General features: G+C 53.9%; 1 protein-coding gene (only partly in view). It reads right to left on the reverse strand.

Features of this window, described 5'->3' with window-relative positions:
• On the reverse strand, positions 1-18047 hold the 3' portion of the coding sequence (locus tag BAZ21_RS13990) for a non-ribosomal peptide synthetase (RefSeq protein WP_068501588.1). Its footprint extends 24058 nt past the window's final position; the window shows 18047 of its 42105 coding nt (coding positions 24059-42105); its start codon lies off the right edge, out of view; it ends in the stop codon at positions 1-3.

The following is an 18047-nucleotide window of genomic DNA, read 5'->3' on the forward strand; positions in this document are numbered from 1 at the left end:
TTAGAAAACAAAGTCGATGGAATCCGGTGAAAAGCCTTCCGGCTGCTCGCCCGAGTTCACCTGAATATCGCTTAACAGCAAATCTGAATTTGCCCCAACCTGTGACAGAATCGCTAACAAATCTCCCGTTAATCGTTCAATAGCATCTGCCCCAAACAGCTTCGTGCAATATTCAAAGGAACCCTTGATCACCCCGTCTTCATCACTCATGGATAAGGTCAAATCGAATTTGGAGATGCTGTGCTCCTGAACATACGGACTGAAGGACAAGGTCTCAAGCTTCGCTTCCTGCGACTCCGTATTTTGCAGTACAAACATCGTGTCAAACAATGGGTTGCGGCTTGCATCCCGTGCTACATCGAGCTTTTCCACCAACTCTTCAAGTGGATAATCCTGATGCTCGAAGGCTTGCAGCGTACGATCTCTGGCTTCCAGCAGGTAGCTGTGGAACGTTTGGTTCCCCTTTGGCTGATGCCGGATGGCTAGCGTATTGACGAACATTCCGATCAGTGGCTCCAGCTCAGGCAGCAAGCGGCCTGCTACCGGAGTACCGATGATCAAATCGTCCTGACCGCTGTATTTGGACAGCAGAACGGTGTAGGCGCTCAAAAGTACCATGTACAGCGTGCTTCCGGTCTGTGCCACAATTCGGTGCAGCTGCTCGGATACATTCGGATCAACTGTAAATTCATACAGCGCACCCTCGAAGCTGCGGGCAGCAGGTCTTGGATAAGCAATCGGCAGATCCAGTACCGGTAATTTTCCGGCTAAATGCTCCAGCCAGAAGTGTTCCCGGCGTTGGTATGACTCGCGCTGCATTTCCTGCTGCTGCCACACGGCATAATCCTTGTACTGAATTTGCAATGGCTCCAATTCCCGTCCCTCGTACAGCTGTACCAGTTCCTGCACGATATTGTTAGACGATACTCCATCCGAAATGATATGGTGCATGTCGTACATCAAAAGATGGCGCTCTGGTCCGGTTTGAATGAGGCGAACACGCAGCAGCGGTGCCTGCCGAAGATCAAAGCTGCGTACAAATGACTCTATATGCGCTTCGGTTTCGGATTCATCCACCTGCAGGTGCTCTATTGCAAACTCAACCTGATCGTAAACCCGCTGAACGACCTCGCCTTCCACCATCTCAAAGGAAGTCCGCAGCGTTTCATGACGGGCAATTAACTGACGGAACGCATCCTCCAGTCGATCTGCCTGAAGCGGGCCTTCTACCGTTAACACACCCGGCATGTTGTAGCTGACATCCCCGCCTTCCAGATGGCTCAAGATGTATATCCGTTTTTGAGCCGAAGATACCGGGTAGTACGCCTGCTTAGCCGCAGCAGGTATCACCGCATAGGTATCTGTTCCGTGCGCAGCTATGAGCTGAGCTTGCTGCTCAATCGTAAAGTGTTGGAACACCTCACGCAGTGTAATCCGGCTGTCCAGTTCCTGATGGATTTTCGCCACCAGCGTCGTTGCGCGCAGGGAGTGTCCGCCCATGTCGAAGAATGAATCGGTGACTCCTACGCTGGACAGCTTCAATACATCCTGCCAGATTCGAGCAAGCTTGGCTTCCAGCGGCGTCCGCGGCGCAATGTACTCCATGCCTCCTTCGAGACGTGCTTCCGGCGCAGGCAGCGCTCTGCGGTCGATTTTTCCGCTTGGCGTCAGCGGGAATCGATCCATCTGTACGACATACGTCGGGATCATGTAATCCGGCAGCTTCGGCTGCAGCGCGTTCCGCAGCTCCGGCAAACTCAGTGACGCTGAGGCTACGATGTAGGCACACAGGTCCTTGTGCCCATCTTCGCTTTCCCATGCGGTCACCACGGCCTTCTGGATACCGCCTACGGTCAGGAGCTGCGCTTCCACCTCGCCCAGTTCGATCCGGTAGCCCCGGATTTTCACCTGGTGGTCGACCCGGCCCAGATACTCAATGCTGCCATCAGGCAGCCAGCGTGCCAGGTCGCCTGTCCGGTACATCCGGTTCGCGTGAGTGGTGCCCGCTTGTTCGGCTGTTGCCGCATCGGCAAACGGATTCGGGATGAACTTCTCTGCCGTCAGTTCCGGCAGGTTCAGGTATCCTCGTCCTACCCCAGCACCACCGATATAGAGCTCGCCCACGATACCGATCGGCACCAGTTGTTGCTTGGTGTTCAAGATGTACAAGGACTGGTTCGCAATCGGTGTTCCGATGGATACCGTGTGCTCACCTTTTTCCAGCAGTACATTCAAGGCTTCCACATCTTCAATCGTGTAGGCGGTCGCATCTACCGTCGTTTCAGTCGGGCCATACACGTTAGTAATCACCGGACGATACCTGGACCACTTGTGCAGAAGCCCGTGAACCAGTGACACAGGCAACGCTTCGCCGCCGATCAGGTAGTGCTTCACTTCCGGCGCTTCCGTCACGTTGACACTTTCATTCAAAATATGCAGATGCGCAGGTGTGCCGTCCGACAGATCAATCCGGTGCGTGCGGTAGTAGGCGATCAAATGCTCCCCGCTCAGGCTGACGTCACGGGATACCACATGCAAGGTGTGGCCTAACAACAAGCTGGCAAAGATTTGCTTCACCGAGGCGTCAAATACAAATGCCGACAGCCAAGCCACTTGAAGCGGCTGCTCGTAGCGGCTGTACACCCGCTCGAATAAAGCATCCACCAGATTGCTGACGCTACCCTGCTCGATCATGACCCCTTTCGGCTGACCGGTTGTACCTGATGTGTAAATCATATAGGCCAGGTTATGCGGACCAGCTACAGGGATCAGGTTGCTCGCATCCTGTCCGTCCAGCCCAGCCTGAACGTCCTCGTCATCAAGCACTATAGCCCGTACTGTGGATGGCAAGCTGAGCGAGAGAATGGCGACTTTGCTTGTAATCACGACCTGTGCCCCACTGTCTTGGAGCATGTAATCGATGCGCTCCTGCGGATACATGGTATCCATCGGCACATAGGCGCCTCCGGCCTTAAGTACCCCCAGAATGCTCACCAGGATATCCGCAGAACGTTCCAGCAATACGCCTACCGGTTGATCTTCTTCGACCCCTTCCGCCCGCAACACACGGGCCAATCGATTCGCTTGCTCGTTCAGCTCGGTGTAGGTCAGTGCCGTGTCCCCGGACACGACTGCCACCCTCTCTGGGCTAAGCTTCGCTTGCTCTTCGAACCGTTCGCTCAGCGAACGAGCTTGCGCCTGTCCGTATTCGGCTCCACGTACGCTACGCGCGTTCGGATCGTTGAATACCTTCAGAATCCGTTCGCTTTCTTCCGGCGTAATCAGTTCCAGCTCACCCAGCTTCACATCCGGGTTCGCCGCCACGGCTTCGGCCAAACGAATGAAGTGACATGTCATCCGTTCCACGGTTTCCCGTTGATACAGTGCGGTCGCATACTGCAATCCAAACTGGATGCCTGCTTCTTCCTCACTCGCTTCCAGCGTCAGATCAAACTTCGCTGGCGTTTGCTCCAATCCGTATGGACGGAAGCTCAGGTCCGCCAGCTTCAGCTCGCCTTCCTCGGTAGTTTGCAGCGTAAACATCGTATCGAACAGCGGGTTGCGGCTCATATCCCGCTTCACGTTCAGCTTTTCCACCAGTTCCTCAAACGGATAGTCCTGATGCTCGTAAGCTTGCAGAGCACGAACTTTCACTTCTTCCAAATAGCTGCGGAAGGTATGCTCTGCCGTTGGATAGTTCCGCATAGCCAGCGTGCCGACAAACATCCCGATGATCGGCTCCAGATCCGCATGCGGCCGTCCGGCAATCGGCGTGCCGACTACAATGTCCTCTTGGCCGCTGTATTGATGCAACAGCGCGGTGTACGCCGCCAGCAGCACCATATACAGCGTGGAGCCAGTTTGCGCCGCCAGTTCTTTCAGGCGTTCGCTAACTTCACGCTCCAGTCCGAATACGACCGTATCTCCTGCCGTATTCCGTACCGCCGGACGTGCAAAGTCTGTCGGTAGATCCAGCACAGGCAGCTCACCCCGGAAGGTGTCGAGCCAGTACGCTTCCTGACGCTGCATCCACTCCTGAAGGGCTTCACTTTGCTGCCATACCGCATAGTCCTTGTACTGAATCCGCATTGGTGACAGTTCTTCGCCGTCATACAAGCGGACAAATTCATCGGTCAGTACCCCCATGGACACCCCGTCGGAGACGATGTGGTGCATATCCAGCATGAGCAGATACTGCGGTTCTTGCTCCACTCCTTGTACGCCCAGGTCCACCAAGCCTACCCGCAGCAACGGAGCGGTTTGCAGATTGAACGGACGGACGAAGCGCCGTACCAGCTCATGTGTTTCCTGGTTGACCATCGTGTCCGTAGCCGTATCTGTATGCGCAGCTTCGACTTGTACCTTCGTATACTCCACCGCAAACGGCACGGTGTCCTCAATCCATTGCATCGGCTCACTGTCGATCAGATCAAAGCGGGTGCGCAAGGTCGCATGGCGGGCGATCAGTTGACGGAATACATCTTCCACTCGCTTTACGTCCAGCGGACCGCTCACGTGCAGCACCGACGGCATGTTGTAGTTCACATCATTCGGGTCGAATTGATGCAGTACATACAGTCGTTTTTGTGCCGATGACAGCGGGTAGAAGGCACGGACTTCCGTTACCGGAATCGACGCATACGCCACTTGATCCTGACCTTCCAGCACGGCTGCCAGCTGTTCAATCGTTGGCGCCTCAAAAATACTACGCAGTGGAAGCGGCTTGTTCAGTTCTTTGTGAATCTTCGAGGCCAGGGTCGTCGCCCGCAGCGAATGTCCACCTATCTCGAAGAAGTTTTCCTTCACGCCGACCTGCGTGAGGCCCAGCACATCCTGCCAAATTTGCGCCAGCTTCACTTCCACCCACGTCCGCGGTGCGACATAATCCGCTCCGCTTTGCAGGCTGCCTTCCGGTGCCGGCAGGGCCTTGCGGTCGATTTTGCCGTTTGGTGTCAGCGGCATCTGCTCCAGCTGGATGAAATACGAAGGCACCATGTAATTCGGAAGCTCCTCGCCCAGTAAGCTGCGCAGCTCACCTGCGCTCACTTCTCCTTCAGCAACATAGTACGCTACCAGTTGGTTTTGCCCCTGCTCGTCCGCCTGTGCCAGTACGATGACCTCTTGCACATCTTCCACTTTCAAAATTTGTGCCTCGACCTCACCCAGTTCGATCCGGTAACCCCGGATTTTCACCTGATGGTCGATCCGGCCCAAATATTCGATGTTGCCGTCCGGCATCCATCTCGCCAAGTCGCCTGTACGGTACATCCGTTCATAGCCCGCTTTGCCAACCGCAAATGGATTCGGTACGAATTTCTCAGCCGTCAGCTCTGGACGATCCAGATAACCGCGGGCCAGACCCAGACCGGACACGCACAGCTCACCCGCTACGCCCACAGGCGCCAGATGTCCATGTGCATCCACCATGTACACCCGGTGATTCGGCATAGGGCGTCCGATGGAAATCACTTCTCCCGCTCTTTCGTCGGATACCGGCCATGCCGTCGTCGCTACCGAGTTTTCGGTTGGGCCATAAGCATTGTAGTATGCTACCCGATTCTTCCACTTGTATATCAGCTCTGTTGAAGTGGCTGAACCCGCAGTGACCAGAATACGCAGGTTTGGCATCCGATCTGGCTCCAGATATACCGCATACGTCGGTGGTAACGTCGCCACCGTAATCTGATGTTCTGTCATGTAATGCTCGAATCTCTCATAGTCCAAAATCGTCTCTGACGTTGGCACATACAGCGTGGCACCGCAGAACAGCGCCTGAAAGATTTCCCAGCATGCCGCATCAAACGAATAGCTGGCAAACAGCAACGTATGATCCGACGTACTGATCCCGAATTCCTGTTCAAAATACGTTTTGAGATTGCATAGCCCACGATGCTCCAGCATAACGCCCTTCGGCTGCCCCGTCGTACCCGACGTATAAATCACATACGCCAGATCGTTCGGACCGGACAACGGTTCCAGATTGGAACCATCCTCGTGATACACATCCTGAGCCCCATCCAGCGCCAGCACATTGCCGTCAAAAGCCGCTTTGTCCACCAGATGGCTTTGTGTTAACAACAGCTCTGCCCCCGAGTCGTCCAGCATGTAGCGGATACGCTCCTCTGGATACGTCGGATCGATTGGGACATACGCGCCTCCGGCCTTCAAAATTCCGAAGATACCCACGATCATGTCCACCGAACGCTCGGTCATCACACCCACCAGACGATCCTTCGTCACGCCTTGACTACGCAAGGTACGGGCCAGGCGGTTCGCACGTTCATTCAACTCGCGATAGCTCAGCAGCTCTCCTTCGAAGAACAACGCTGCCTGCTCCGGTGTCTGCGCGGCTTGCGCCTCGAACAAGCCGTGAATCGTTTGCTCGCTTGGATAGTCAGCCGCTGTATCTCCCCATACGCCCAGAATTTGCTCACGCTCCTGCTCGCTTAACACATCCAGCTCATACACCCGAATGTCAGGCTTCGCTACCACCTGCTCCAGCAGTTGCACCAGATGACCCTGGACCCGTTCAACAGCTTCACGATCATACAGCTTCGCATTGTATTCAAATCGGATTTTCATCGCTTCCTGCGGCATGACGACCAGATTGAAATCATAGTTGGTCTGTTCAATCATACCTGCATTGCTAATTACAAAATCCGATTCTGCGCCTTCGCCAAGCTGCTCGACCTGTTCCTCCACCGGATAGTTTTCGAACACGATGATATGGTTGATCAGGTCTTGCTTTTGCTCGGTCAAAGCTTGGATTTCATACAACGGATACGTTTCATAAGCTTGAGAAACCAGCGCCTGCTTTTGATTTGCTCTGATCATGTCGGCAAATGTATCCTCAGCCCCACTGCGGATACGTACTGGAATGGTGTTAATGAACAAGCCCACCATATTTTCGATACCCGGAATGTCAGCCGGACGACCAGACACTACGCCGCCAAAAACAGCGTCGTCACTACCGTTGTACTTTTGAAGCAGCAAGCCCCATGCCGTTTGCAGCAATGTATTCGTGGTCACGTGGTGCTGCTTGGCAACCATTTCAATGCGTCCTGTCAATTCCTTGCCCAGATCGCACAGCACATGCTCAAATTGTGCACCATCCGCTTTCACGCCTGCTTTTCCGGTCGGAATCGAGGTTTGCTGATCATAGTCGAGCAAATAATCCTTCCAGTATGAAGATGCAGCCTCTACATCCTGTGCTTCCAGCCACTCAATATACTGACTGTATGGAGTAACTGGGGCAAGCTTTGGTTCTCTGTGCTCCAAGGCTGCAAAATAAGCCTCAAACACCTCATCCGTTACCAGCGCCACACACCAGCCATCCATCAAGATGTGATGAGAGCTCCACACAAAATAATAATTCTCGTCACCTGTTCGTAAAATCGCTACGCGCATCAATGCATCCCGGGACAAATCGAATCCGGTTGTCTTGTCCTGGCGAATGAATTCCTTCACATACGCGTCACGCTCATGATCATCTAAATGTCGCAAATCCTCATAGCTGAAACCGACATCCTTACGGCGGAAAATGACCTGTACAGGCTCATCCTGCCAGCCGCTGTAGAAATTAGCTCTAAAAATCTCATGCCGCTGCGCCAAATGATTCAAACTGTCTTGGAATACATCCACTTGGAAGCGTCCGCGCAGATCAAATGTGGTTTGTTCAAAATAAGCACCTGACTCTGCATCCATCAGACTATGGAACAACATGCCTTTTTGCATCGGCGTCAATGCATATACATTTTCCAGCTCGCCCATGTCGCGAGTTTGTTCTACTAATTGATCCAGTTCGGCCATCGTTACATTTTCAAGCATTACATCGCTTGGAGTCAGCTCCTGCTGTTTGCGGCCTGCACAATGCGTAATGATTTCCTGCAAGCTGGTTCTGAACTCTTCGGCTAGCTGCTCCATCGTTTCACGACGATATTCCTGATTGCTGTAGCTGATCGTCAATTGCAGCTCGCCTTCCGAAATCAGTCCGTTCATGTCCAGCGTGTGCGATCTGGCTGCATGTGCGCTAAGCTCTGCACCGCTAGAGTAAGGAGATACGTCAATGGATTGATTTTGCATATCTTGATCAAATTGTCCCAAATAGTTAAAGCTGATTTCAGGTTCGGTTACAAAATGCTGTTGCTCACGTGCTGCGGACAAGTATCTCAAAATACCGTAGCCGATGCCCTTTTTCGGAATGCGACGCAATCCTTCCTTCACATGTTTGATACGCTGTGAAAGGTCTTGCCCCACGCTCATATCCAGCACAACCGGGAATTGAGTCGTAAACCAGCCCACGGTGCGAGTAATATCCAGCTCTGGCAAAATGGACTCCCGTCCATGACCTTCCAGGTTGACGAGCACTCGTTCAATGCCCGCCCAGCGATGAATAGTCATTCCCAATGCGGTAAGCAGCAAATCGTTCATATCCGTGTTGTAGGCACGATGCGCCTGTTTTAATAGCTGCTCCGTTTCCTGAGCTGTCCACGTGACAGTAATGATCTCACTGTCCTTATTCAAGGAATAGGACTGTGGCTGGTCTTTTGGAAGCGGCTCATACATTCTCTGTTCAATTTCTTGCCAGAATGCGAGTTCTGCTGCAATTGCCGGACCGTTCGCATATTGAGACTGCCCATCAGCCCAGGTGCGGAACGAATCTGTTTTGTGCGGAAGACAAGTCGCTTGTCCGTTCAATGCCTGCTCATAGGCTGTCGTAATATCCTCGAACAAAATGCGCCAGGATACGGTGTCCACCACTAAGTGGTGAATAGCAATCAGCAAATGATCTCCATCCGGGCAATGGAACAACCCCAGCTTCACCAGCGGTCCTTCGCTTAAATAAATACCCGCCTGAATTTCATTCACTTTGGTCTCGATCGCCGCAGACACTTCAGTCACATTGCTGAAGTCCGTCCGTTCCAGCGTATACAGCTTGCCCTCGCCAATCGCGCGGTTCCAGGCTTCATATCCGTACTCGGTAGGACGGAAAATGATACGCAGTGCGTCGTGATGGCTAACCATTTGATCCATCGCCGTGCGCAGTGCCGGTTCATCAAAACCGTCCTTGCTATGCAGCATGATGGACTGGTTATGATGATGAGCATCCGTCAGGTTTTGCTCAAAGAACCATTGTTGAACGGGTGTCAGCTTCACAGCGCCCACCACTTCGCTTTGATCTGCCAATCTTGTAACCGATTGGACTTTCAGCGCCAATGCAGACACTGTTGGATTGCTGAACAGGTCTTTCATGTCCAGTCGATAACCTGCTTGTAGCAAGCGGGAAGATACTTGCAGCGCCTTGATCGAATCGCCGCCCAGCTCGAAGAAGTTATCCTGCGTGCCTACCGCTTCCATGCCGAGTACTCCGGCCCATACCGAAGCCAATACCTGCTCCACCGTGGTACGCGGTGCCACATAGGCTGCACCCGTCTGGATACTACCTTCCGGCTCCGGCAACGCCTTGCGGTCGATTTTGCCGTTGCTGGTCAGTGGTATCGTCTCCAGTCGCATCAACCGTGCTGGCACCATGTGCGCTGGTAGCCCGGCTTCCAGCTCGGCCTGTACCTCCTCGATCCGCAGCTCGGCTTCTCCCGTAATGTACCCGCACAAATACTTGTGTCCACGCTCGTCCGTCCGATCGATCACTACTGCTTGACGCACACCCGGCACCCGCTGGATCGCCGTTTCAATCTCGCCCAGCTCGATCCGGAAGCCCCGGATTTTGACCTGATAGTCCATCCGGCCGATAAAGTCCACATTCCCGTCCGGCATCCACCGTGCCAAATCGCCTGTGCGATACAGTCGTTCACCTGGTACGTACGGGTTCGCTACGAATTTCTCGGCCGTCAGGTCTGAACGGTTCAGATATCCGCGTGCTACCCCGGCTCCGCCAATGCACAGCTCGCCCAGCACGCCGATCGGCACTGGATTCAGCTGGCTGTCCACGATGTAAAACCGTGCGTTCAGCCACGCCTGACCAATCGGCACACTACCGCTGCTTGGCAGCTTCAACAGCTCTTCGTCGTAGAAGCTGGAGTCGATCGCCGCTTCCGTGACGCCGTAGCTGTTAATAATGCGAATATCCGCGCCAAACCGTTCTTGCAGCACCCGATAATCCGTCACGCTGCAGCTATCCGAACTGGTGATCAGCAATTCCAGACTGCTCATGTCCAGTCCCTGTTCATGCACATGCTGCATAAACGGTACAATCAGGGCCGGGGTTGATTCGAGCACCGTAATCTGATAATCGTGAATCCAGCCATACAGACGGCTTGGATCAATCCGGTCATCCTTCGGACAGATGACCATCGTGCCGCCGTTATAGAACGCCCGTGCGATATCCCCGACGAACACGTCGAAGGAGAAGCTTGCCAGTTGGAGCAGCCGTACCGGGAACTGGTTCAGACGATAGTCCCGGCGATACGCCGCAGCTGTATTTACCAGGCTGCGATGCTCGATCATGACACCCTTCGGACGTCCCGTTGTACCGGAGGTGTAGATTACATACGCCAGATCCTGTGGCTCGTTGATGTGTTCGATATCCGTGGTATCCCCGGTGTACAGCGACTCATCGTCCAACGCCAGTACGGTATGCAGACGCAATCCCGTTGCTGGTTCAGATGTAGGTTGGCTTTCCTTGAGCCATGTCTGCGCACGCTCCTGCAAACCGATTTGGGTCAGCAGCACCGTCGCACCGCTGTCCTCCAGCATGAAACGAATACGTTCTGACGGATAGTCTGCATCCAGCGGCACATAGGCGCCTCCAGCCTTCCACACCGCCAATACGCCGACCAGCATGTCTACCGAACGTTCACTCAAAATGCCGACAATCGACTCGCGTCCAATCCCTTCATTCCGCAATCTGCGGGCCAATTGGTTCGCACGCTCGTTCAGTGTGCGGTACGTAAGCTGCTGCTCCTCGTACACAACCGCCACGTGATCCGGTATAAGCTGTGCCTGCTCTTCTACAAAGGCATGGAACAGGGCTTCTGCTTCGACAGCAGCAACATCCGATACCCCCACATCTCCAAAACCGTAGATGATTTGCGCTTTTTCCTCGACGGTTACCATATCCAAAGCTGCCAGTGGCTGCTGCGGATGCAGTGTAATTGCACGAACGAGTTCGGTAAAATGCTGTGCCAATCGCGCGATGGTCTCGGGATTGTACAGCGCCGTGCTGTATTCCAGACTGCACAGAATGCCTTCCGGCTGCTCCACTGCATCCAGGGTCAGATCAAATTTGGCCGTATTATTGTCCGTCGGATACGGCTTAAAGGTCAGACCTTCCAGCTCGAACTCCTGCTGCTCAAATGTTTTCAGTTCAAACATCGTGTCAAACAGCGCATTCCGGCTCGTATCCCGCGTTAAATTCAGCTTTTCAACCAGCTCTTCAAAAGGATAGTCCTGATGCTCATAAGCACTGAGCGCATGCTCTTTGACCTCTTTCAAGTAATCAAGGAATGTTTTGTCGCCAGACGGATAATTACGGATCGCCAGCGTGTTGAGGAATACCCCTACCAGACTACTCAACTCCGCATGTGATCTTCCGGCAATCGGCGTTCCGACGATAATGTCCTCCTGCCCCGAATATTTATGCAAGAGCGTGCTATACGCTGCAAGCAGCACCATGTATAAGGTTGATCCCGTTTGAGCGGCCAGTTGTTTCAACTGCTCGCTGTCCTCTGCGCCGATCGCAAAATCGTATCGAGCTCCTTCCAGACGCTGTACAGCTGGTCTTGGATAATCCGTTGGCATATCCAGCGCCGGAATTTCACCAGCCATCGTTTTCAGCCAATAGCTTTCTTGCTCACGAAGACGTTCACTTTGCATACCTGCATGCTGCCAAACGGCATAGTCCTTGTACTGGATGCGAAGTGGCGGCAGCTCCTTGCCTTCATACAATTGAGAGAACTCCTGCACGATAATTCCATCAGTAACGCCATCCGAAATAATATGGTGCATGTCATAGAGCATTACGTGACATTCCGGTCCGGTTTCCACCAGCTGAACCCGTAGCAACGGTGCTTGTGCGAGATCAAATGCACGTACAAAGTCCAGTGCGTACTGCTGTGTCTCTTCTTCGCTTGCCTGCACATGCTCCACGTTGAATTCGACGTTTGATTCAATCCGTTGAATAACCTTGCCATCTACCATATCGAAGCTGGTTCGCAGGGCTTCATGACGGGCAATCAGCTGGCGGAAGGCATACTCCAGTCGCGTTTTATCCAAGGAACCTTCAATAATCAAAGCTCCCGGCATATTGTAGCTAACCTCTCCACCTTCCAGGTGACTCAGAACGTACATCCGTTTTTGCGCCGAGGAAACTGGATAATATGCGCGATCCTCCGCAACAGGTATGGATGCATACGTTTGCTGTGTCTGATGTTCCCCCATCACCTGTACCAATTGCTCAATCGTCGGATATTGGAAAATATCTCGCAGCGCCAGCTTGTGATTCAGCTCCTGATGGATTTTCGCCATCAGTGTTGTGGCGCGCAGAGAATGTCCTCCCACTTCAAAGAAGTTATCCTCGATGCCTATCTGCGGATGATTCAGTACACTTTGCCAAATACGTACCAGTTGCTCTTCCAGCAATGTCCGCGGCGCAACGTACTCCGTGCCTCCTTCGAGGCGCGCTTCCGGTGCAGGCAACGCTTTGCGGTCGATTTTTCCGTTCGGTGTCAGTGGGAACCGATCCAGTTGTACGACATACGTCGGGATCATATAGCCCGGTAGCTTTGGCTGCAGCGTGTTGCGCAGCTCCGACAAATTCAGCTCCGCTGAGGCTACGAGATACGCACACAGATCCTTGTGTCCGTCTTCGTTTTCCCAGGCGGTGACTATGGCTTTCTGAATGCCGTCCACGGTCAGCAGCTGCGCTTCCACCTCGCCCAGCTCGATCCGGAAGCCCCGGATTTTGACCTGGTAATCCAGCCGGCCGATGAAGTCCACATTACCGTCCGGCATCCACCGTGCCAAATCGCCTGTGCGGTACAATCGTTCACCCGGTACGTACGGGTTCGCTACGAATTTCTCAGCCGTCAGATCTGCACGGTTCAGGTAGCCGCGTGCCACCCCGGCTCCGCCAATGCACAGCTCGCCCAGTACACCGATAGGCACTGGATTCAGCTGGCTGTCCACGATGTAAAAGCGGGCATTCAGCCACGCCTGACCAATCGGCACACTGCCGCTGCTTGGCAGCTTCGACAGCTCTTCGTCGTAGAAGCTGGAATCGATCGCCGCTTCCGTGACGCCATAGCTGTTAATGATACGAATATCCGCGCCAAACCGCTCCTGCAGCACCCGGTAATCCGTCACGCTGCAGCTATCCGAGCTGGTAATGAGCAATTCCAGACTGCTCATGTCCAGTCCGTGTTCGTGCACATGCTGCATGAACGGTACGATCAGGGCCGGAGTCGATTCGAACACCGTAATCTGATAATCGTGAATCCAGCTATACAGGCGGCTTAGATCAATCCGGTCATCCTTCGGACAGATGACCATCGTACCGCCGTTATAGAGCGCCCGTGCGATATCGCCGACGAACACGTCGAAGGAGAAGCTTGCCAGTTGCAGCAGCCGTACCGGGAACTGGTTCAGACGGTAATCCCGGCGATACGCCGCAGCCGTATTCACCAGACTATGATGCTCAATCATGACGCCCTTCGGACGCCCCGTTGTGCCCGAGGTGTAAATCACATACGCCAAATCCTGCGGCTCGTTGATGTGCTCGACGTCTGTGGCATCTCCGGTGTATAGCGACTCATCGTCCAGCGCCAGTGCGGTATGCAGACGCAGTCCCGCTGCTGGTTCGGATATGTTCTTGCTTTCCTCCAGCCATACCTGTGCACGCTCCTGCAAGCCGGTTTGAGTCAGCAGCACCGTCGCACCGCTGTCCTCCAGCATAAAGCGGATTCGCTCGGACGGATAATCGGCATCCAAAGGTACATACGCGCCTCCGGCCTTCCATACCGCCAGTACGCCGACCAGCATGTCCACCGAACGTTCACTTAAAATGCCGACAATCGACTCGCGTCCAATGCCTTCATTTCTCAATCTGCGAGCCAATTGGTTTGCACGCTCGTTCAGTTTGCGGTACGTAAGCTGCCGCTCCTCATACACAACCGCTACGTGATCCGGTACAAGCTGCGCCTGCTCTTCCACAAACGTATGGAACAGGACTCCTGCTTCAACAGCAGCAACATCCGATACCCCCACATCTCCAAAACCGTAGATGATTTGTGCTTTTTCCTCGGCGGTTACCATATCCAAAGCTGCCAGCAGCTGCTGCGGATGAAGTGTAATTGCACGAACGAGCTCGGTAAAATGCTGTGCCAATCGCTCGATTGTCTCAGGCTTGTACAGCGCCGTGCTGTATTCCAGACTGCACAGAATACCTTCCGGCTGTTCCACTGCATCCAAGGACAGATCAAATTTGGCAGTATTATTTGCTATCGGATACGAATGTAAGGTGAGACCTTCCAGCTGCAACTCCTGCTGCTCCAATGTTTTCAACTCAAACATCGTGTCAAACAGCGCATTCCGGCTCGTATCCCGCGTTAAATTCAGCTTTTCAACCAGCTCTTCAAAAGGATAGTCCTGATGCTCATAAGCGCTGAGCGCATGCTCTTTGACCTCTTGTAGATAATCAAGAAACGATTTGTCGCCAGACGGATAATTGCGGATCGCCAGCGTGTTGATGAACACACCTACCAGGTTCTCCATTTCCGCATGCGGTCTTCCGGCAATCGGCGTTCCGACAATAATGTCCTCTTGGCCCGTGTATTTATGCAAGAGCGCGGTGTACGCCGCCAGCAGCACCATGTACAGTGTTGAGCCTGTTTGCGCCGCCAGTTCTTTCAGGCGTTCGCTAACTTCACGCTCCAGTCCGAATTCGATCGTATCCCCTGCCGTACTCTGCACTGCCGGACGGACAAAGTCGGTTGACAGATCCAACACAGGCAGTTCGCCCCGGAAGGTGTCGAGCCAGTACGCTTCCTGACGCTGCATCCACTCCTGATGGGCTTCGCTTTGCTGCCATACCGCATAGTCCTTGTACTGAATCCGCAATGGAGATAGCTCTTCACCACCATACAAGCGGATAAATTCATCGGTCAGTACCTCCATGGACACACCATCCGAGACAATATGGTGCATGTCGAGCATGAGCAAATGCTGCGGTTCTTGCTCTACCTCTTGTACGCCCAAATCCACCAAGCCTACCCGCAGCAGCGGCGCAGCTTTCAGATCGAACGGACGGACAAAGCGCAGCACCAGCTCTTGCGCTTCCTTGTTGACCATCGTGTCCGTGTCCGTATCCGTAGTAGTCGCACCCTCTGCCTGTACCTTCGTATACTCCATCGCAAACGGCACGGTGTCCTCAATCCATTGCATCGGCTCATTGTCCACCAGCTCAAAGCGGGTACGCAAGGTCGCATGGCGAGCAATCAGTTGACAGAACACGTCCTCTACTCGTTTCACGTCCAGCGGACCGCTCACTTGCAGCACCGACGGCATGTTGTAGTTCACATCATTCGGGTCGAACTGATGCAGCACATACAGTCGTTTTTGCGCCGAGGACAGCGGGTAGAAACTGCGCTCTTCCGTCACTGGAATGGACGCATACGCTACTTGATCGAGACCTTCCAGAACGGCTGCCAGTTGCTCAATCGTTGGTGCTTCAAAAATACTACGCAGTGGAAGCGGCTTGTTCAGCTCCTTGTGAATCTTCGAGGCCAGTGTCGTCGCTCGCAGCGAATGTCCGCCAATTTCGAAGAAGTTCTCCTTCACGCCGACCTGCGTGAGGCCCAGCACTTCCTGCCAAATTTGCGCCAGCTTCACTTCCACCCACGTCCGCGGTGCGACATAAGCCGCCCCGCTTTGCAGACTGCCTTCTGGTGCTGGCAGGGCCTTGCGATCGATTTTGCCATTCGGACTCAGCGGCATCCGCTCCAGCTGTACAAAGTACGATGGCACCATATAGCTTGGCAGCTCCCGGCCCAACTCACTTCTCAGCTCGCTTGCACCGATTTCCTGCCCGGCGACGTAGTACGCCACCATTTGTTTTTGGCCTGTTTCGTCCGCACGAGCCATGACGACGGCTTCTCGTACAGACTCTACTTTGAGCAGCTGCGATTCCACCTCGCCCAGCTCGATCCGGTAGCCCCGGATTTTCACCTGATGGTCGATCCGGCCCAAATATTCAATGTTCCCATCCGGCATCCATCTCGCCAAATCGCCTGTACGGTACATCCGCTCATAGCCTGCTTCACCGCCAGCAAACGGATCGGCTACGAATTTCTCGGCCGTCAGCTCCGGACGGTTCAGATAGCCACGTGCTACGCCTACACCACCGATGCACAGCTCTCCTGCAACCCCGATCGGCTGCAATTGCTCCGTGCCTTCCTTAACGATGTACAGACGAATGTTCTGAATAGGTTTCCCAATCGGAATAACCGTATATTCCTCTCCTGGCTCGCAATCGAAGTACGTGACGTCCACCGTCGCTTCGGTTGGGCCGTACAGGTTGATCAGCTTCGCTCCGTCCAGGCTCGACACGAGCCGTTGGAACCGCGCCACATGCTGCGGCGGCAACGCTTCCCCACTGGCAAATACATGGCGCAGCGTGCCCAGCTTCGCTTGCATCACTTCCCGTGGCTGCTGCTCGATATATTCCAGGAACGCATGCAGCATGGCAGGTACAAAGTGCATCGTGGTGACTCCATCGCGGGCAATCGTGTCGATGATGTCCTCCGGATTCTTTTCCCCGCCAACCGACAGCAGACTCACCTTTGAGCCGACCAGCGACCACCAGAACAGCTCCCACACCGACACGTCGAATGTGAAGGCGGTCTTTTGCAGGATCGTATCCTCCGCACTCAAGCCGTAACGGTCATGCATCCACAAAATCCGGTTCAGGACGGAATGGTGCTCAACCATGACGCCCTTCGGCTTTCCAGTGGAGCCGGAGGTGTAGATGACATAGGCGATATGTCGCGGCCCAGCCAGTGGCTCCAGATTGGAGCCGTCTTCGTGGTAAATGTCTTTGCCACCCTGCTCCGGACGATCCAGCACCAACACCTTGCCATCGAAGCTCTGCGACGCCTGCTCAGCCAAATGCGATTGCGTCAGCACCAGCTTCGCTCCCGAGTCTTCCAGCATGAAGCGGATGCGGTCAGCCGGATAGTCCGGGTCGATTGGCACATAGGCTCCGCCTGCCTTGAGGATCGCATAGATACCGACGATCATTTCCAGCGAGCGTTGTACCAGAATGCCCACCGGCTGATCCGGTTCAACGCCTTCCGCACACAAGGTACGTGCGAGACGGTTAGCCCGCTCATTCAGCTCAGCGTAGGTCAACGATTCCGCTCCGCATAGCACCGCCACTTGCTCCGGCGTGTTCGCTGCCTGTTGCTCGAACAGGGTGCTTAACGTTTGATCCTGCGGATAGGCTGCCGCCGTATCTCCCCAGACCTGAACGATCTGCGCCTGTTCTTCCGGTGTCACCAATTCCAGCTCATTCACACGGATATGCGGATTGTCGATAATTTGCGCAATGATATGCAGTACATGTCCCCGCATACGCTCTACCGTAGCCCGATCGTACACATTGGCGTTATATCTGAACATGATGCGGAAGATGTCATCTGGCATTACAATCAAGTCCAGATCATAGTTCGTCTGTTCGACAACCTCTACATTCGTAATTTCAAAAGCGGACGGACGAACTTCACCAAGCTGCTCGACCTGCTGCTCGACCGGATAGTTCTCAAATACCATAATGTGGTTGATTAAATTTTGCTTCTGCTCGGTCAGCGCCTGAATTTCATACAGCGGGAAGCTATCATATGCTCCCGAGGTCAGCGCTTGCTCCTGCGTTTTCCGCATGATTTCCACAAAAGTGGCATTCCGTTCACTTTGAATCCGAACCGGTATCGTATTAATGAACAGGCCGATCATGTTCTCTACACCAGCAATATCCGTCGGACGTCCAGATACGACACTGCCGAACACAACATCCTCGTTGTTGTTATATTTCTGCAAAA

This window comes from Paenibacillus kribbensis (assembly GCF_001705305.1).
GTDB lineage: Bacteria > Bacillota > Bacilli > Paenibacillales > Paenibacillaceae > Paenibacillus > Paenibacillus kribbensis_B.